9 protein-coding genes are annotated in these 20943 nt (G+C 45.0%); 1 reads left to right on the forward strand and 8 read right to left on the reverse strand.

Features of this window, described 5'->3' with window-relative positions; all coding sequences use genetic code 11:
* Positions 1–146: 146 nt before the first annotated feature.
* From NST94_RS25310 to NST94_RS25335, 6 genes are all read right to left on the reverse strand, one after another.
* Positions 147–7523, reverse strand: a complete 7377-nt coding sequence (locus NST94_RS25310; RefSeq protein ID WP_339281414.1) for a pectinesterase family protein — start codon at positions 7521–7523, stop codon at positions 147–149.
* A gap of 80 nt (positions 7524–7603) precedes the next feature.
* Complete coding sequence (locus tag NST94_RS25315; protein WP_339244935.1) at positions 7604–9190, reverse strand: glycoside hydrolase family 43 protein; 1587 nt, start codon at positions 9188–9190, stop codon at positions 7604–7606.
* Between the two features lie 74 nt (positions 9191–9264).
* Entirely contained in the window at positions 9265–10635 is a 1371-nt protein-coding gene (locus NST94_RS25320; protein ID WP_076302390.1) for a glycoside hydrolase family 28 protein, read from the reverse strand.
* Positions 10636–10640: 5 nt separating this feature from the next.
* Positions 10641–11798: a glycoside hydrolase family 88 protein gene (locus NST94_RS25325; protein WP_076302389.1), complete on the reverse strand. Its 1158-nt coding sequence runs from the start codon at positions 11796–11798 to the stop codon at positions 10641–10643.
* 94 nt (positions 11799–11892) lie between these two features.
* Entirely contained in the window at positions 11893–13449 is a 1557-nt protein-coding gene (locus NST94_RS25330) for an extracellular solute-binding protein (protein WP_339281415.1), read from the reverse strand.
* Between the two features lie 88 nt (positions 13450–13537).
* On the reverse strand, positions 13538–14503 hold the full coding sequence (locus NST94_RS25335; RefSeq protein ID WP_280753751.1) for an ABC transporter permease subunit: 966 nt from the start codon (positions 14501–14503) through the stop codon (positions 13538–13540).
* 275 nt (positions 14504–14778) lie between these two features.
* On the opposite strand from NST94_RS25335, the gene NST94_RS25340 reads away from it, so the two are divergent.
* A complete protein-coding gene (locus tag NST94_RS25340) occupies positions 14779–15663 on the forward strand; it encodes a carbohydrate ABC transporter permease (RefSeq protein ID WP_076302388.1) in 885 nt (294 codons plus the stop codon).
* A 63-nt stretch (positions 15664–15726) separates the two neighbouring features.
* Here NST94_RS25340 and NST94_RS25345 read toward each other — a convergent pair whose 3' ends face one another.
* Both NST94_RS25345 and NST94_RS25350 read right to left on the reverse strand, forming a co-directional pair.
* The gene (locus NST94_RS25345; protein WP_076302387.1) at positions 15727–17973 is read right to left on the reverse strand and encodes an AraC family transcriptional regulator; all 2247 of its coding nucleotides are present in this window, start codon (positions 17971–17973) and stop codon (positions 15727–15729) included.
* A 199-nt stretch (positions 17974–18172) separates the two neighbouring features.
* Entirely contained in the window at positions 18173–20842 is a 2670-nt protein-coding gene (locus tag NST94_RS25350) for a copper amine oxidase N-terminal domain-containing protein (protein ID WP_248549564.1), read from the reverse strand.
* Positions 20843–20943 lie beyond the last annotated feature (101 nt).

The following is a 20943-nucleotide window of genomic DNA, read 5'->3' on the forward strand; positions in this document are numbered from 1 at the left end:
CATCGAAATGACAAGGGGCGATTGAAACCAAAGAATACATCTTTGACAAAGTTCCGCCACTCCATCCACTGGATAGAGTTTGGTTTATTTACTTATAACAACTCCAATCATAATATGATAAATCACACAGGGTGTCAACTTGAAATTTAAGGATTTAGCTGGAACAATCGATAGACAATAACAGCTGCCTGAGCACGAGTTGTATTGGCTTTAGGTGCAAAGTTATCTTTGCCCACACCTTGAATAATCTTTGCTCCGCTCATGAATTGTACAGCCTCACGAGCGTAGGCTGAAACATCAGCGGCATCATTGAAATTCACTGGCTGGTCCACTTCCACGACCGTAAGCTTAGCGAGCTGTGCTGCACGATAAGCCATCAACGCCATTTCCTCACGGCTAATTGTTTCATTAGCACCGAAGGTTCCATCAGATCTGCCCTGAATAATTCCTAGCTGCTGAGCAGCAGCAACGGAGCTGTAGTACCAAGCATCCAGCGAAACATCCTTAAATGTACTTGCCGCATTACCTTCCTCTAGCTCTAATGCAAGCATCAGCATCTTTAGGAACTGTGCCCGAGTTACATTCAGCTGTGGCCCGAAGTTATGATCTCCGGTGCCATTCAGAATGTCTCTGGCGGCAAGGGCTTGAATGCTATTTTGTGCCCAGCCTAGTCCAGCGATATCCTTAAAGGAATTTTCCGCATATGCTACTGCGAATCTGCCGGAATTGTCTGGTCTGAAGATGATCTTGCCAGTTGTCGGATTAAACCGGGAATTTCTAACCACCTCTACAGTCCCGTCTTCACGGATTTGGTAGGCTACTATTTGTTCTACACCTGAAGTTGTCTTTGGTTTGTAATCCCGTTCAACCTTCAGTCCACGCCCAAAGCTGTCAAACTGTTTGCCATCAACAAAGAACTTAAACTCATAAATATCCCCGACATCCGTCTGAAGCGACAGTGTCTTCGCGTCAACTTTGCCAACTACAAGCTTCACGCTTGCGGCGTCAGATCCTGCCATCGCAAGAAGCAGGTCAGCATTTATTCGGAACGTAGACAATCCCATGTCTATTTCTAAAAGTTGAATTGCTTTTGCTCCCGCTCCAGCCAACTCACGAGCTGGCAAGGTCAGTTCAATCACCGAGCTGGCAGAGGCTGGCTTCACTGTGATTCTCAATACTCCATTCTGCATTGAGCCAATTGCTTGTTGCAGAATCGCTGAGGATACCTCTGCAATAGCTTTACCATTCACATCCGCTGTCACGGAAAGAGTAACTCCATCTGCGTTCACAGTTGGTTCCGGTTGTTTCACTGGTTTGACTGTCATTGAAGTTGAAGTACCGCCCGATTCTGAAACCTGCGATTCTGCCATAATCTCAATGGACATCGTGCCTGCAACACCAGAGCCATCTTTAGCTGCCGCTTTCACGGTTACCTTGCCTGCTGCAATTGCAGTGAGCAAGCCGGTATCCGTAATAGATGCTCGCTCAGTAGCTGATCCATCCTCATTCACCACTGACCAGCTCACTGCTGGATCGGATGCATGGTCCGGCAGGATTACAGCTGCCATTTGCAGGGTTTGCCCTGACTTGATTTCGCTCACATTATCTTTGGAGGAGACTTTTATCTCCATGACGGATATAGGCATGACATGAACAAACGACTGTGCCTCATGCAGGATGTCAAAATCAACATCTGTGTTGGATCCTCGGAAGGAAATAAATCCAAGCGGCACGGCGATTTCACGGTTTGTCTTCTTCGCTTTGAAGACCATTTCTAAGAATTCTGCATCATCGGTCAGGATATTTCCTGCCTCCGTTCCAGCTACACTAACTGTTATTAGACCTGGACTGTCCTCATTAATATGAGTGATGCTGAATCCGTCTGGCAAGGTCTGAGCAGATACAAATTCCACACCAGATACGTCATATGCCATGGTAAAGTCTACAGCATACACTTCCTTGTAGACGGAGGTAGTAACATTTGTAAGCCCTACACGGTAAGTGAAATCCTGTCCTGCCACCACTGTGACCGGTCCGTTCAGCGTTGCAGCGGGCAGATTACGGGCAATCTCATCTTGTCCGCTGATGTTAATCTCTAGGCTTCCGGATACTCCACTTCCATCTAGAGCTCGCGCCGTTACTTGAACGCTACCGTTCTTTCTAGCTGTAAGCAAGCCCTTCTCATCAATAACCGCTTTATCCGTTGAGGTTACCCCATCTGCTTCAGTTACCGTCCAGATAACTTTAGGATTCGTCGCATTTTCTGGAAGCACAGAGGCTTGCAGCTGCAAGGCACTGCCCTTCGACTCAATGCTGCTAATTCCATCTTTACCCGCTAAAGTAATTGAAGAGACATGTACCGCAGGTATCTGCTCTTGTCCCACTAAAATCTTGGATTGCTGTGGATTCCAGCCATCACTTCCACCAAGCACAGCTTCAATCGTATAGGCAGCCGCCTCTTCTGCTGTTAATTGTTTGGACCAGCTGTAACGTGAAGCTGCATTAGCACCCTCTCCGTAACTTAAAAACTCAGAGAACCGTGCAGTTTTGGAACGACCTTCATACCATTCATGCCAGCCAGTAGCACGAATATGAGCTCCCATCTCCGTATTAATGAAGGTAGAGCTGCCGTATTCTCTCCATGGCCGGCCCAAATCAACGGTTCCAGCAGCAACGTCCTCACTGGCAGTTAGTCGATTATTGATGAACACATAACCAGGCTTACCCGCTGCCGTGGAAGGCGCAGTAACATAGCCAGCACCCGCACTTTGAATCACATTATTCTCGAATACAGCAGCGGAATTACCGAAGATAAAGTCCACTGTACCTTCAATATGGCTGTCGACGAAATAAGCTCTTCCCTTATCTGCGAACAGGGTATCCTGATATCCTAGAAGCTTAACATTTCTGTACACTCCCCGGTCTCCTTCAGCATATAAAGCGACTGCCTGACCGGCATCCCGCCCAGCACTGTTCTCAACCGTCATGTTCTCCAGTGTGAAATCAGTTGCAGCAGCCTTTAGTGTATAACTGCCGCTGGTGCCCATTTCTTTACCATCTGAGCCAATGGTTTTCGCGGAGTCACCGTTAATAAGTACGGTACCTTCCCGGCTCTCACCGATGATACTAATATTCATCTTACTAGAAGGTACAAGCACCTTCTCCTTATACGTGCCGTTCTTCACTTTAATAATCGTGGTTAGGGCACTATTATCAGGTGCTGCTTGAATAGCGTCATTAATCGTTTTATAATCTCCTGTCCCATTCTGAGCAACAATAATGACAGGAGCTGGAATTCCCTTGACCACCTCGGATGGAAGACTGGCACCCTTATCACCGATGGCGATTACCGCATATTGATAGGCAGTCCCGTTGCTCAAGCCTTTATCGGTATAATCTGTTGCTTCGATGCCGTCGGCCACGACCGCATAACTGCCACCGCTCTCCGAGCGTAGAATTTCATAGCTGCTAGCTCCATCAGCTACATTCCAAGTCAGATGGATATCAGTGTTGCCAGGCTCAGCACTAACTCCTTGTGGAGCCTGCGGCTGGCCGGAATTCTGGTATGGAACCGCTGAGGCAACAGCTGAATCTAGACTACTACGGGTACCATTTATTGCTTTGACTTTGTAATAATACGGTGTTCCGTTTACGAGCCCACTATCAGTAAAGCTTGTGTCTGATAAATCAGACCCGAGCACTTCATAAGGACCTTTCGCCGATGAGGCACGTTTGACAATATACTGGTTCGCCTCCTCAATCGCTGGCCAGCTTAGTTTCACTACACTGTCACCAGCTTCAATGGAAACCACAGGCGTTCCCAATGGAGATTGCGGAGTAGCTTCAACAGGCGCTGATTCTTTTCCCTCTCCGGCCACATTTGTTGCAGATACGACGTAACGGTAGGTTTGCCCGTTGGCCAGACCTCCGACGCGGTAAGTTGTGCCGGCGATTTCTTTTGCCACGAGTTCATAGCTGCCTGAAGTCTCATTCCACTTCTTGATGCTGTAGCTGGCTGCATTCTCCACAGCATTCCAGCTGAGATCCAGCTGAGCATTCCGGCTTATAGCCGCGAACGATTCTGGCGCAGGCAATTTCACCGCCAAAGCGGATGGGGTAATACTAATTTCATTGGAATTTCCCGATTCACCAGTGGGCGCCGTCGCCGAGATAACGTAATAATAGGTAGTTTCATTGGTAACTTCAGTATCAATATATGAGGTCTCTGTAATAGCGTTGGCAATAGTCTCATAAGGCCCCCCGCTCTTAAGACTTCTCTTAATATTGTAGGAAGTTGCCCCTTCAAGAGCAGGCCAGGATAGCTGGGCTGCTTGGTTTCCTGGAAGTCCAGTCAGTCCAAGCGGTGTTTCAATCGGCTCAACATAGATCTTTAAATTATCTAAGTAATAATTTCCTGAGCCGCCGCCCGGTGTCTTGGACAAAATACGCCCAATGCCATAGCTGGCGAAATTCGTAGTTGTGAACGGAAAAGAGCCCGCAGGCTGATCATCGATATATACAACCACTTTATCGTTGTTCACATCCACCTTTAGCTTCAGGTTATACCATTGTTTTAGGGAATAAGAGTTCATCAGTTGATGATACTGACTGCTTCCCCTACTCATGGTTAGCGTATATTTACCTGTAGCTTCAGGAAGCGTTGGCTTTCTGCTCTCAATGGAGAATGCCGTTTTGCTTCCATCTGTACTCTGGGCCTGCAGGAACACCGAGGTTCCCGATTCTGTCGCAAACATAAAGTCAGTGTCAATAACGAGTGCACCCGTAATTGGCGCGAATTTGCGGATAAACTGCACGCTGCCGTTCGCACCATCGAACACATTCAACACTTGATCTGACGTATTCCCCTTACTGTCAGACGGTGTGGGAGATACAATAACCTTTTGAATTTCAGTCTGTGGATTTGGAGTCACATCATAATACTCTGGTGTCACACCCACAGCAACCTGTTCAAAGTCTTCATCCACATAATACACATTACCTGCTTCACCTTCAGCCGTAGCGCTGGCCTCATCGGAATCAAAGCTTTCACCAAGCTCATTCACAGCACTGACCACGTAGTAATAAGTTTTTCCGGAGCTGAGTCCGGGATCAGTATACAGGCTATCTTTAATTTCAGTATTGATCGTCTTGTATGGACCGCCTGAAACCTCACTACGTTTAACACTATACGACTTGGCAGAACCAACATCCTCCCAATTCAGCTTCACTTTTTCCTCACCTGCTGTCGCTGTAAGACCACGGGGCGCAGTAGGAAACTGATCACTAAGCGGTTTCAGCTCCACCTCACTGAAGACAGATGCATTATAACGATTAACCTCGTTATCTACCTTAGCGGCATCGGCTGCAAGACCAAAATAAACCGTATCATTCAGGTCAAGCTTCACCGTGCCTACCTTGCTCCATGTTACTTTATCCGGCGATACCAGACCTGTCACTTCATTACCAAGACGAACCAGCTTCACCCAATAAGGTGTATTGATGAAGCTGTCCGGTTCTGTTTTTACCACCATGGCTCCTGTGGTGGAGCGGGTAATCATAACTCCCTTCTTGCCATATTTGACATAAGGGATTGCCAGCATTGTCATTTTAGAGTTCTCATTGAGATTATCACGAATCATGACACCTGCTTTGGCATAATCGTCAGTTCCCGTTACGGAGTCGATTCTAGCAATAATTTCACCATTGCCTGTCAGGGTTTGATAAGCAAACTGAAAGTTATCAACAGCCGTTTCACTCTCTGATGTTGCTCCGATAAGTCCAGCCGATTTGAGCGTAATCTTCCCGCTATCCGGATGAAGCGTAGTCACTCCCGCTATCCCTGGATGGCCAATATCCACCGAAGTCCAAGGAAGAACGGATCCAGACGTGTTGACATGAATAGCCACGTTATCAGATTGTGTCTTGAGACCCTTATTGTCTATAGCCTGAACAACGAGATAATAGGTACCATCCTGCACATTGTTCCAATCGAAACTATAAGGTGCTGTGGTAGCTTCGGCTTGCTTCACACCATTAACGATAAATTCCACCTTAGCAATACCATCACTATCACTGGCAGAGGCTGTAACCTTCACATTGTTGCCTGACTCTATGATTTGGTTATTCACAGGATAATTGATAGCGGTTACAGGATTGTCTGTATGCTCATTCCCTGCTTTTCCCAAAACAATCAGATCATTCAGATACACTTCTAGATTCGTATAGCCCTCCGCAGATAATGTCGTCTTCTTACCATCCTCAGAATCGGTAGGGTCTAGTCCATTAGCAATCTCCCAGCTGTCATCCATACCGTCATGATCCATGTCGATTACATTGGAAGCTGTCTCTGTATAGTCTGGGTAACCGCCTATTTCAATAGGTGAATTAATATGCTGTCCAGTGCGATTCTTCACATCATTAATGACCCGCGCATCGTAAGCATCACGCCTTGGCAAAGTGGCACCAGCATCCGCCATTACATTTGCGTAGGCTTCTTCCGCTGACACTGCCGTATATGGGTTAGGCATCTTTGCCGGCTCCGTAAGCTTAGAGATATCCGAATACTTTTGCACACCCTTCCAGTTGTCTTCAGTAACCTTCGGATTACCATCCATGATGTTCCCATCTATAAACAACCGGGTTTCTGGAGATACTTCCCCAAACAATTGATTTTTTACACTGGTGTAGGTGTTTGGACCATTTTTATAATAATTGTTAGTGATATTATATCGATAATCTTCCGCTCCACCCCCATAGGTAGAAGCGAATCCCCAGTTATAGATAACGTTATTAGACATTTCCGTCAGGTCCACCAATTTGGTCACCGTCGGCAAACGGGGGTTGCGGCTGGTGCTATGAGCAATCAGATTGTGAAGGAAACTGGCATTTTTGCCACCCCAGATTCCTCCGTAGCCGTGACGTCCCTTTTGGTGTGTCGTCATCAGCATACTTTCAGCGGATATCGACCATTGCACAGTAGTATTCTCGTTATCATACAGACTGACCACTTCATCCACCGACCAGCTGAATGAGCTATGATCGATAATGAGATCCTTATGGTACCTTGATCCAAAAGCATCATCTTCACTAGCTACCCGGTCGCCTAACCGGAAACGCATATAGCGCATAATAATATTGTCAGCTTCAACAGAGGTTGTGTAGTCGGCAATTGTAATTCCGTCACCTGGAGCCGTTTGCCCGGCAATCGTCAGATTTGAGCCGGTAATCTTGAGGGATTCCTTCAGATGGATGGTTCCCCCCACTCGAAAAACAATGGTCCGATTACTTTGGCTTACCGCATCGCGGAAGGAGCCGGGGATCGGAGTTTCCTTGATACCATAATCAGCCAACGTCGTTACTTCATACACAGGTTGAGCTCTTCCGCCGGTTACATATTTGCCGCCGCCTTCCGCGCCCGGAAAAGCAGGAAGCGCTTCCAAAGAAGCGGCCTCGACACCACCAAATGGCATACATGTTGCAAGAAGACTCGCAACCAGCGCCCCGGATAACCATTTTCTCTTCATACAAGACCTCCTAATATCTATTGGAATAAGAAGGGGGCCCTGTCCTCAGAGCAACCCCTTCCTTAGTAAAGCCGTGTGTATTATTCCTTGCCCTGATAACGGAAATATGCGAAATCAGCACTGCTGCCACCGAACTGCTGCATATCATGCGCCGCAATGCCAACAAAGTTCCCAGTGAAGCCTCCCGACAAAAAGCTGATATTCTGCGGATCGCCAAGTGGCTTCCACTCCGTATCGTCACCCTTAAGATAAACAAATTGCCCAGTCACTTCCTGCACCTCAACCGCGATCCGCACTGTCTCCCTTGCATTTAGTTCAATCATTACAGGCTCCGCAGTGAATTCATCGCGCTGACAGCGCATTAACCGCAGCACCTTGCCACGTCCTTCTTCATGGCTGATATACGCATAAAGATAGTTATCCTCATTCAGGTATAACAGTAGTCCTGCCATCTGCAGATAAGTATTCGGTTCATATTCAAGCGCTGTTTCAGCGCGGAAGCTTATATCCGTCTGGCGAATAGCCAGAATATGATGCTCAAACAGACTCTGCACGGACTCCCCGGCCCTGATTCTTAACCAGCCCGGTCTTTCAGCAAGGGAACACCAGCTTTCATTCATAGGAATCCGCAATGTATTCCAGTTCTTTTTCAATTCTGGGCCGTTAAAATCATCCTCAAATTCAAGCGTCCGCACTTGGTTCAGGAACTGTGTTCCTTTAGGTGCTGGTACCTTGAGCTGTGGTGTATTTCCGCCTGAGGTTAGTCTTAACCAGCCCTCCTCATTCCAGTGCACCTGCTGAACGGCAGTCTCTCTCCCCAGTATGGCGTATTCGCCTTCAAGGGGTCGCGTACACAAATGGGCCATATACCATTCACCTTCTGGTGTCTCTACCAGACTTCCATGGCCTGCACATTGAAGCGGCAGCTCGGGATTATCCCGTGAGGTCAACATCGGATTGAGCGGATCCACCTCATACGGACCAAGCAGCGCCTTGGAGCGCGCTACGGTTACGGCATGCCCCGATCCAGTGCCGCCTTCTGCCGTAATTAAGTAGTAATAACCTCCCCGCTTGTAAATATGCGGCGCTTCCGTCTTCTTCAGCGGCGTGCAATCAAAGATTTTCACAGGTTCACCTATTAATTGGCACTGCTCTGGATCGTACTCCTGAATTACAATCCCGCAGGACTTATTGCCTTCCGTAATCCGGTAATCCCACAGCTCATTCAGCAGCCATTTGCGCCCATCCTCATCATGGTACAGAGATGGATCGAACCCGCTGCTGTTTAGGTATACCGGTTCAGACCAAGGTCCCTCAATACCCTCCGCAGTGATCAGATAGTTATGACAGTCTTTAAAAGGCCGTTTGGTGCTCTTAACATCGGTATAAATCAGATAAAACAAACCGTCATAATAACTAAGCTGTGGAGCCCAGATACTGCAATTTTTCGGATTTCCCCGCAGATCTACCTGATGAGTCAGAATATCTGTGCAATGCTCCCAGTCTGCTAAGTCCGCTGATTGATACACCCTCACACCGGGCAGCCATTCAAAAGAAGAAACAGCAATATAGTACATCTCCCCCGCTCTTACAATACAAGGGTCAGGATTGAAGCCTTTTAATATGGGATTGTGAATAACTCCAGTCTGAATATTATCTGTAATCATCTTCATACTCCTTCCTATTTCCATACATCCGCACCCTTCACCCTAAGCAAATCTGCGGTCTATCCTGTCAATTATCAGTCTGTCTGCTCACTTAGATCTTCCTGTGACGGGATAACGGTTACCTGCTGCACTAATTCTTCCACTTTACGGGTGTTTCTCGATTGGCAGCCGGTGATATCTACCGTTTCTCCATTTTCAATATAAAAAGCCGGTCCTTCATGATTCTCGATCGTCACTTGGCGGAAGCGGATATCTCTTACGTTGCCCAGATAAAACCCACGGTTGTTCATATCCTGGATTCCTGACATCATGGCTGGACGACCAGGGATTGCATTCTCTGCCATGGAAATATCAATATCGGAAAAGGTAATTTCTGAAATGTATTGCTCCGCAAGGCCGTAAAGAAAACCTGCAGCCGCATGAACATTCCGAGCAGTAATATTAGCAAAATGAATCCGTCGGAAGCAGGGGGTCTCCTCCGTCACCGGATAAGGATTCTTATCCCATACGTATTTGTCCTTACCACGTGGTCCGCAGAAATAATAAAGATTAAGAATAAACGGACAGATCACGTCCTCCATCACGATATTACTGACACGAATATCTTCGACAACACCTCCGCGCCCGCGTCTGGACTTCAGCCGAATGCCGCGGTCCGTCTGCTTGAACACGCAATTGCTGATCACGATATTACGGATATCTCCGCTCATTTCGCTTCCCAGCACCACACCGCCATGACCATGAATCATCGTGCAGTTAGTTATCGTGATATTCTCACAGGCTACCCGTTCCTTCGTATCCTCCGTCCCTGCTTTAATGGCGATGCAGTCATCACCCACATCGATATTGCAGTTGCTGATGCGGACATTCACACAAGACTCTGGGTCAATGCCGTCTGTATTAGGCGAATCCGCCGGATTATAGATCGACAGATTATCAATCGTAACATCATGGCAACAGATAGGATTCACAGTCCAGCTTGGGGAGTTCACGAGTGTCAGATCTCTGAGCGTGACTCTACGGCAGTTGTCGAAGCTGATAAGCTTCGGGCGGCGATACAGCAGTGAATCAGGAGAATTCCGATGTTTATCCCACCAAGGTGCGCCCCTTCCATCCAGCTTGCCTGCACCTGTAACCGATACATTCTCTAGATTTATTCCAAAAATACATGAAGCATGGACGTTCTGTTTCACGCCCTCCCAGCGGGAACTCACCACCGGATAATCGTTAGGATCAGAGCTGAAGCTAAGCTCAGCTCCAGGGCTAAGCTGTAGCTCAATATTGCTTTTCATGAAGATAGCGCCTGTCTGATAGTGCCCGGAAGGAACATAAACTGTTCCTCCCCCCGCCTCGCTTGCCGCATGAATGGCACGGGCTATCGCTTCCGTTGAAGGCTCTGCACTATTAGGATGTGCTCCGTAATCATTTATATTGTAGATAGACATTCGCTTCACTCGCTCCCTTTCGTCGCGGCAGGACGCTGCAAATATTCATATTCTCCGCAAGCCAGAAGGAATGCGCCAAGCCCCTTCTGATCATTGGTTACGATAGGTTCACTGATATAATAGGCGTAAGTACCATCTCTCCGGTCCTCACCACCGAGTCCAGCGACCTGGCAGTTTTTATTCAGGTTAACCCAGCCATTTTTGGTTTCCAGCACAAATTCAGCAATAAGGCCTTGATAAGCACGGTCAAGTGTCTCGAACCAACTATCATCCAGTACACCAATCCGAATGCCCTTAGCCATTGCATAGGTGATCATACTTGAGGCAGAAGCCTCCAAATAATTGCCTTCACGGCCGCCCATGTTTACAACCTGATACCAGACTCCAGCATCCGCATCCTGAACCTGACGAAGCGCTGTCAGCGTATCTGTCAGAATACGTGCCAAGATCTCGTAATCCGAGTGTTCCTTAGGGAGCATTCCGAGTACATCCACTAGCGCCATCACATACCAGCCCAGCGAACGCCCCCAAAAGTTCGGAGACAACCCCGTTTCAGGATCGCACCACGGCTGTACCCGCTTTTCATCCCATGCGTGAAACAGGAGACCCGTCTCAGCATCCTTGGTATGACGCTCGCACAGAATAAATTGCCGGGTCACATCGTCCAGACCCTTGCCGCCTTCATACTCAAGTAAATACTCCAGATAGAAAGGAGAGCCCATATACAAGCCATCCAGCCAAATCTGATAAGGATATACATTCTTATGCCAAAACGCACCTTCTGAGGTTCGAGGATGCGTTGTTATCTGCTTTCTTAATAAATCTGCAGCCATTTTATATTTTGCTAACCCAGTTTCTTTATGGAGCACAAATAGGATCTTTCCGTTATTTAAGTGATCAATATTATGTTCGCTCAGGCGATATCCCTTCACAGAGCCGTCTTCCTCAATAAAATAATCCATATTATCTTTGATGAATTGATAATATTTAACCTGCCCGGTCTGTCTCCACAGCAGCTCAAAACCCTTCAAGATGACTCCATAATCATAAGACCATTTTCCATGATATCCGTTATCCTCATATAATCTTGGCGTTCGCTCCATAATCGAATCTGCCATTCGAACACCCCAGCCCATACTCCTAAGTGCATTGTTGTCTTTCATTTTTTCCTCCTGTTTGAATAGATATGGTCCTAAACGCAGCCTCCCCATTTAGGACCCCTCTACTATTTTCTTAGAATATAGTCTGTAGTACTTCTTAAGGATTTACAGCTTTATAAGCAGCTTCATATTCAGTAATGATTTTGCTGCCGCCGGATTTCTTCCACTTTTCAACCTCAGCTTTAAATCCGTCCAAATCAATTTTGCCTAGGATATATTTATAAGTGGCATCTGTCATAATCTTCTGTAACTCAGATCCTTGAGTAGAATAGGTCTCGGATTCCAGAGAGTAAGCAGGATTCAGTACAGCATATTTAGCATTCTCAACGATCAGCTTATCAGCTTCAACTTTGAGTGGATCAGCATCATGGATAATGAATCCATTCTCTAATGGACGAGATGCCGAAAATGGCTGAACTTCTTGCTTCCAGAGATCTGTATCCTTAATCGTAACCGCTTGTTCTCCATCGATTGTATAGTGAACATCCTTAATACCATAAGTCATCAAGCCATAGACATCTTCATTCATAAGATCATTAACAAATTTCAAGATCCGTCTTAATTCATTTTCATCCTTGACTTCGGATTTCGGGAAAGACAGCAGTCCCCCAATTCCGTTATTACCAGCCCAGATGGCGCGATCCGCTTCATTACCAGTGGAAGTGATATCGTTAACCATAACCAAATCCATACCATCCTGTATGCCTTTAGACAGATTCAGCAGGTTCTTGCTGTCAAACAAGGCACCCACATAAATTCCAGCCTTTCCTTGCGCAAAATTCTGCTGCTGATCTGTTTTAGCCGTCACAGCGAAATCCTGATTGATATAACCACCATCATATAGAGTCTTCATATAATCCATGGTCTTGACATAAGCCTCTGTATCGAACTCTGGTGTCATTTTACCCGCATCATCTACACTCCAATAGTTCGGTGTTCCAAAGTATGAGCCCAATGTCTTAAATGCTCCATATACAAGATCGCTGCGGTCCATGAAGCCTGTGGTATCCTTTTTGCCATTACCATCAGGGTCTTTTTCGGTAAACGCTTTCGCAACTTCCATCAACTCATCTGTTGTTTTTGGAACCTGCAGTCCAAGCTTATCCAGCCAATCTTTACGGAGAATAACACCGTTTCTAGCCAAGGACTTCTGGAAAGGAACCCCGTACAGCTTACCTGCAATCGATGCCGATGTACGTGTATCCTGTGAAATTTTAGCCAAATTCGGGAACTCATCAAGATAAGGACTTACTTCCCAGAACATACCGGCCTTCAGTGCATTACGTACAGAAGAGTTATCAAGAATAGTCAGGGTAACGATGTCCGCTAGGGAATTCGATGCTAATGAAGTATTAATACGTTCTTCTTTGGAAGGATCCGGAATCCATGAGAATTCAATCTCTGTATTCGTCAATTCTTCAATTTTGTCCAAAATAGGACCCGTTGGTGTTGTAGACGTTTGTAAAATGTTCAGCCAGCTAATCTTTGCTTTAGCATCTAGCACATCTGCAGGTGCAGCAGTTGTTTTAGCCGTTGAATCCGTTCCCCCATTTGAAGAATTTGACTCCTTCGCGTTATTGCCTCCTCCGCATGCAGTGAGTACTAACCCGCTACACAACATTAAGGCTGCAATTTTTTTGTAATTGCGATTCATCAACATTACCCCTTTTACTAATGTATTTGTGTTGTATCTTCCACCTCTGCCCTTAAGGCAGAGGTAAGAATTCAGCATACTGTGAAGCCTAGTAAACACCATCTTCGCCGATTTTTTTGGCTAACTTGTTCGACAGCATAACGAGAATCAAGCCAACCACACCCTTGAACAGACCTACTGTGGTACTGAAACTCAATTGTCCGTTCTTTAAACCAGCTGTATAGATATAGGTATCGAAAATTTCTCCAACTTCGCGGTTCAAGGAATTGATCAGCAAGTACATATGCTCAAAGCCCAAATCCAGCGTGTGGCCAATCTTCAGAATAAGCAAGGTAATAATGATTGGACGAATCGCCGGCAGGGTGATATGCCATGTTTTGCGCAATCTTGCCGCTCCATCCATCTCAGCTGCTTCATATAACTGCGTATCCACTACGGTAATGGCTGCCAAATAAATAATGGTTGACCAACCAATTTCTTTCCAAATGATCTGTCCGATATACACGGTACGCAACCACTCGGGAGAAGTCAAAAAGCTGATCTTCTGCATCCCAAAGGCCGCCAACATCTCATTCAGCACCCCTCCATCCACATTCAAAAAGACATAGGAAATGGATACGATGATAACCAATGACATGAAATGGGGGATATAAATAATCGTTTGAATGGTGCTCTTAAATAACTTGTGCTGAACTTCGTTAAGCATTAGCGCCACTATAATAGGTAGCGGGAAGAAAATAACAATGTTTAATGCAAACAAGATTAGTGTATTACTCAATAGCATAAAGAAGGTAGGTTCTGTAAACAATCGGACGAAATGCTTAAACCCAACCCACGGACTATCCGCTATACCCAGAAACGGCTGATAGTCCTGAAATGCAATGATAAGACCGCCCATAGGCAGGTACTTAAAAATAACAAAATACAAAAATCCCGGGAGAATCATTAGATACAATAACTTGTTTCTTTTTAAACTCAGCCAGCTAGGCCCCGTTCGCTTTTTTCTTACTGGATTAACTTTCGTGTTCAGCATGGTGACGTTTGCCTCTTTCACCTGATCGGCCTCCTTGATCGCGTTTCTTTACGATTCCCAGATTACGATCATTCGTCCATTACGTATATAATCATCAGATACTGATACTCCAAGAACCCTACAGCTATAAGGTTTTCCAGGCCCGTGCATCTTATAGTGATTACTACAATACATAAAGATCATCTATCCCTTATCACGCTTTTTCCTCCCAAAACAAAGCCCAAGCTAATGATTATATACGGAATAACAGACCCCTGTTAAAGTTTCAATGAAACGATTACAAGGAGGATATCTGCATGTCGCAATCATCTTTTAAAAAAGAAACTATGGGTAGCCGGCTGTTTACTATTGTAAATACCACACTGCTTACACTCATTGCCCTAGCCTGTCTTTTACCCTTTGTCAATGTGTTTGCCAGTTCCTTTGCTTCAACACAAGAGGTAGTAGAAAAAAGCTTCATTCTGTTCCCGACGACATTCTCTTTGGATGCTTACCGTTATATACTGTCAACGCCTACTATCTTTAAAGGGCTTGGCGTATCCATCGGTGTAACCTTAGTGGGTACAGTTGTCAGTATGGTTCTTACCTCTTTAATGGCTTATGGATTATCTAGAAAATATCTATACGGAAGAGATTTCATCAATTTCGTAATCGTGTTCTCCATGCTCTTCAGCGGGGGAATGATCCCTACTTTCCTGGTAGTTAAATATTTCGGATTAATCGATTCCTACTGGTCCATGATTATGCCTGTTGCGATCAATGCTTTTAACCTGATCATTATGCGCAACTTCTTCCAGGCGCTGCCGGAAGGGCTAGAGGAATCAGCGAAGATTGACGGTTCTAATGATTTTGGTGTATTTTTCAAAATCATGCTTCCGCTGGCGATGCCATCTATCGCGACCCTCTCCTTGTTCTACGGGGTAGCTTACTGGAACACTTATATTAGTGCAGTTTTATATATGACAGACTCCACTAAGTGGCCTATTCAAGTCCTGCTGCGCCAAATTGTTATCGTCGCCAGCGGGATGCAGGGAGATAATGCTTCTGTTGATATTATCCCACCTGCTCAAACCATCAAAATGGCGGTTATCGTAGTCGCAACCGTTCCAATGCTGCTCGCCTATCCTTTCGTACAAAAACACTTCACCAAAGGAGCCCTGCTGGGTTCTGTAAAAGGCTAAAACATTGCAGCTACACAAACAGCCAGCCCGGTCTCCCGGGGCTGGCTGTTTGTGTTCAGCGCTTTACTTCTCCTGTTTCTGGGTTCGGTATGCACCTGGTGTTACATGTTCTTTTTTACGGAAGGATCGAATAAAGTTCTGCGGATTATGGTACTGCAGCCTTTCTGCAATTTCTTTAATGGTCATATCCGTTTCTACTAGCCACTTCTTAGCCATTTCCAGGCGATAGTTCATTAGATACTCGCTAAACGTCATCCCGTACTCTTTTTTGAAAATACTGCTTAAATAGTTCGGACTGTAATGGAGGCGATCACCGATTAATTCTAACGTTAAATCCTGATCAAATTCCGAGCGGACAATCACCGCAATTTTATCAGATAAGAGGCGGAACTGACGGTCTGTCTTCTCCTTAACGCTGGTCACCATTGGATGGATAACTTCTTTTACCAAAATGCGTTCGATCTCTTCCGGATTACGGATGTCTAACAATCGGTGATACAACGTAGAATTGTCCTCTGTCAGCAGAACCTCTACACCCAGCAGCTGCTCCAGCTGAATCAGATTGTTGACGAAACGTATTAATGTGACTTCGAAATTCAAAGGGTTCTTACTGTGCTTCATCATTTCCCCGAGTAATGGGTACAGAGAACAAGAGACTTGTTCTTCATCTCCAATCCGAATCGCGTCAAATAATTGGGACTCAAACTCAGACGGATAATGCAATAGAACTGGACCCGAGATCACCTTCGATATATCCTCATAGAAGATGATGGACTCTTTGCCCAGATTTAAACGATGATGCAGCGCCTGCTTACTCATCTCGCAAGCTTCCCTACTAAACAATAAATTATCATAAAAATTGCTGATTCCAACGCTAATGGATAGTTTCAGGATCTCTCTAGCTGTTCGAATAATTGTCTTCGCATAGTCCAGTGCTATTCTCCGGTTCTCCTGTTCATTCGCTCCCTCAAAAATCAGGATTGTCGCTTGTGTACGGTCATTTAATAGGATAGGAATCATTCGCTTCTCCTGCGGAATCAGCTCTTCCACCAGTTTGTTGACCGCCACAAGCAGAAGGTCCTTGTCGCTAGCCTGCCGTTCCCCATAGTTATCCAGCTGTATCAGCAGCGTTGCATACACCGAATTCTGTGACAGCTCATAACCGAAACGAGGCAAACCTTGATTCAGCTCTTCTTGGGATATCCGGCTACGAAACAGATTAAGAATAAACTGAGTTTCCAACTTAGGCATTTCAGACTCAATGAGACCCTCTAGGCTTTCTTTCTCCGATAAGATGGTATCAATCGAATTAATAATCCAGTCCACCTCATTCTTAGGCTCTAGCTCCGCATTGGCAGGCAATAATCGGCGCTGAATCTGCCGGAATGGCTTAGTGAAATACAAAGAGATAACGTAAGCGACTACCGCAATCAACAACGTAATAAGCAGTACCATCATCACTATCCCGAATCGGGTTGTCTTTAGTGCATCTGAAATTTCAGATTTATCCAAAAGAGTTACGTAAATCCAATTATTATAAGAAGATTTAGCATAAATAGCTTTTATCGATTGGTGATCAGCCCGCTCCATAGTAATCGTCCCCAATTGCCCCCCGCCTCCGGCAACATTAGTAATATGGCTAAGCTGATTACTAGTCAGCAGGGACTTCCCGGTTTCCGACTCATATAAAAGCTCACCCTCCCGGTTAAGAATAAACACCGGTGTGTTTCCTTCGGTCTGAAGGGTGCTCTGCAAGGTCTGAAGGGATATATCAGATAAGGCAATCGCCTGTTTGGTCTGTGAGAATACCGGCAGGGTATTTACAAAGCGGATGCCTTTATCCGTCTTCACCCAAAATAAACCCCGGCTACGGTTATTGATATAGCTCTCATAAAGTGTCCTGCTCTCTTCTTCCGTTAAATGTGAAAGCTTCCCATTAGTAATCTGCCATTTCTGCTCCAAACTGATTAGAGAATAATTAACAAAATCCATCCCCATACTGGCAATGTAGTTAAGCTGGGAATTAATCTCACGATACTCCTCAAAATCCTGCTCCGTGATAGGATTTTGCACAACCTCTCTGAAGGAACTGGTGGTACTGTAAGTATTAAAAGCGTATTCGATGGTCTGAATTTTCTGCTCCAGGGTGTTTTTAATTTGGGTAATTAAACTTTGTTTATCATCCGCTACTCTTTCATTTACCGAATTAATCGTCGTCAGATAAATATAGCCACCGAAGCTAATAACCAGGCCAATTCCCAGCACTAGAATAGGAACAAAAATCTTGTAGAATATCCTGCCTCTTTTCATGATAGACTCCTTAAGCATGTAATTATTTTCAATTATAGCGCTTCCAATAGGTTAAACCAAATGTTTTAAATGTGTATAATCGCAACCCTATTTTTATTAAAATAGAAAACAAAAAAACAAGGCAAAAAAACGCTTCATCAAGCCTAGTGCTCAATGAAGGTTTTTTTGCCTTATATTATAATGCCTTTATTCCCTATCCTTATATTTCAATCTCTTCCGTTGAATCCGAAAGACCACCACTCTGCACGCCATTATTATTGGCTACCGCAAGAACATATACTTTATATTTAACACCCTTAACAATTAATGCACCATTAACATCTCTTCTTGAGGCTACAATTGTAGGATTCGTTCCGTTAGGCGTTATCGACGTATAATACGAGGATTTCACCTCAATTGCTTCCGCTGAACCAAAACCTTGTTTAGACGGAACCACCAGAATTCGATATTCCGAAATATTAGACTCGTTAGAGGAACGGTTGAAACTTACTAGTATTTTACCCTCATCCACACTGTACGTTACATTGGTGACAGAGGTTACCGGCAGCTTAGTGGATAAAGTTATGGCATTCGACTCTGAGGACAACACATTAGTGCCTGAGTACTTGCCGCTGCCAATCGTTAACACATACACTCTGTAACTGATTCCACTCTTTATTAAATTTCCGTTTACGTCTCTGGCTGAAGAATCCAAGACTTGACTGGTGTTATTTCCTGAAGTGCCTACCGCTGTGTAATTGGAGCTAGAAACAGCATTTGCCTGGGTTAAACTAAAGCTGCTGTAATAGGAAGTAGGTACAATCAGGATTCGATACTGGCTAATGTACGTTTCATCCGTGGCATGGTTAAAGTATACTTTTAAATCCCGGCCGTCTTCGTAATCATTAACGTCCCTTACATCCAAGCTCGAAATAGGAGCCAATTTGTAATCTACATTCAACGTAATTAAAGGTGAACCAGAAGAAAGAACATTGCTGCCCGAGTAATTCCCGCTTCCGACGGTTAATACATATACTCTGTAATTGATTCCACTCTTTATCAGGTTACCGCGCACGTCCCTTGATGACGAGGTTAACACTTGATTGGTGCTGGATCCTGTTGTGCTCACTGCTGTGTAGTTGGAACTGTACACATTATTGGCGTCAGATAAACTGAAGCTGTTGTAATAGGAAGTAGGTACAACCAGGATTCGATACTGGCTAATATACGTTTCATTCGTAGCGTGGTCAAAGGATACTCTTAAATCACGGCCATCATCATAGTCATTTACGTCGCTTACATCCAAATTGTAGACAGCACTCACATTGTAGTCAACAGCCAACGTAATTAATGTTGACTCCGTTGAGAGAATGTTGGTGCCCAAATTCTTCCCGCTTCCAATCGTTAACACATACACTCTGTAAGGTGTTCCATTCTTAATCAAATTACCACGCACGTCTCTTGCTGACGAGGCTAACACTTGACTGGTGCTAGATCCTGTTGTGCTCACCGTTGTGTAGTAAGAGCTGGAGACATTATTCGCCTCAGATAAACTAAAGTTGTTGGAATAAGCTGTAGGCACAACTAGAATTCGGTACTGGCTAATATACGTTTCATCTGTAGCGTGGTTAAAGGATACTTTTAAATCACGGCCATCTCCAAAGTCACTAACGTCGCTTACACTTAAATTAGAGACATTGACCGAGGACAGCGTAATCGCAGATGAAGCAGCAGACAATAAATTATTGGCTGTATTACTGCCACTATCTACACCCATAACAAACACACGGTAACCAACTCCCGTCTTAATGAGGGCTCCATCTACATCCCTCGCTCCAGACGATAAGATCTGGGTGATATTGGAACCTGTTTTGTTGACCTGTGTGTAATTTGAACTGCTAACAGCATTTGCTGCCGCCAAATTAAAAGAAGAATAATTAGTAGCTTTGACTATAAATATCCGGTAAGAACTCACCTTGGATTCATCCGATACCTTATTAAAACTTACGGCTAAATCGCGGCCATCACTATAATCGCTCACATCACTTACTTGTACATTACTTGGGGCGACGACTACGGTATTAGTATTAAGCGATATAGTCGAAGAACTATACGAGAGAGCGCTGATATTATTGCCTTTGCCCACTGCGAAAACATAAGCTACATAGGTTTGATTACCTTTAATGAGGTCACCATCCACATCCCTTGAATTTGCGGTCATTCTAATCGTAGGATTAGTGCCCGTAGCTAAAACAGTAGAATAATTGGCGGATGTAACCTTTTGTGCAGATGAGATATTAAAAGTGCTCCAAGCCTTTACAATCATTACCCGGTAATGATCCACAAGAGCTTCATTAGAAGATTGGGTGAAGCTGACCTGGAGATCACGGCCGTCACCGTTATCACTTACATCCTTTAACTGCACATTCGATGCCGGATTTACAGTTCCAGTTTTACCGCCGGAAGTCGTTATGGTCACCACTTTGGTGCTCGGATTCCAACCCACATCATGACCCAATGACTCACTTACAAACCGTGTAGGAACCATCGTTCTTCCTTTCAAATTCTGTCCCGGCACATCTAGAGTTACAGCTTTATTGTTAATCGTGGCTGTCTTTGAGCCAATCTTTAACATAATCGTTGTATCATCTTTAGTTGCAGTTACAGTTTGTGTTTTCTGATTCCACTTGATGGTAGCATTAAAGGCTTCAAAGATTGCCCGTAGGGGTACCATCGTCCGTCCATTTACCATCACCGGTGCTTGATCTGTGGACAATCGAACCCCGTCAATAAAAATACTGATGGGCGCAGTAGCAGCTTTCACTGAAGATTGAAACATCATCGGCAAAACTAATAAGCCCACTAAAATAGAAATCCATAACTTCTTCACAGATTCACCCTCCTGGAATGACGAATACATTTTTTTCCTAACCTTTTGACGCTCCTACTAGGATAAAAGTTTCACGCTTTATGGTTACAATATTTTAATCT

It is taken from the genome of Paenibacillus sp. FSL H8-0282 (assembly GCF_037963825.1).
GTDB classification, from domain to species: domain Bacteria; phylum Bacillota; class Bacilli; order Paenibacillales; family Paenibacillaceae; genus Paenibacillus_AQ; species Paenibacillus_AQ odorifer.

Coding starts and splice junctions, on each gene's coding strand:
- NST94_RS25345 (WP_076302387.1), bottom strand. CDS start 17,973: ATGAAAAGAGGCAGGATATTCTACAAGATTTTTGTTCCTATTCTAGTG.
- NST94_RS25330 (WP_339281415.1), bottom strand. CDS start 13,449: ATGAATCGCAATTACAAAAAAATTGCAGCCTTAATGTTGTGTAGCGGG.
- NST94_RS25315 (WP_339244935.1), bottom strand. CDS start 9,190: ATGATTACAGATAATATTCAGACTGGAGTTATTCACAATCCCATATTA.
- NST94_RS25325 (WP_076302389.1), bottom strand. CDS start 11,798: ATGAAAGACAACAATGCACTTAGGAGTATGGGCTGGGGTGTTCGAATG.
- NST94_RS25320 (WP_076302390.1), bottom strand. CDS start 10,635: ATGTCTATCTACAATATAAATGATTACGGAGCACATCCTAATAGTGCA.
- NST94_RS25340 (WP_076302388.1), top strand. CDS start 14,779: ATGTCGCAATCATCTTTTAAAAAAGAAACTATGGGTAGCCGGCTGTTT.
- NST94_RS25310 (WP_339281414.1), bottom strand. CDS start 7,523: ATGAAGAGAAAATGGTTATCCGGGGCGCTGGTTGCGAGTCTTCTTGCA.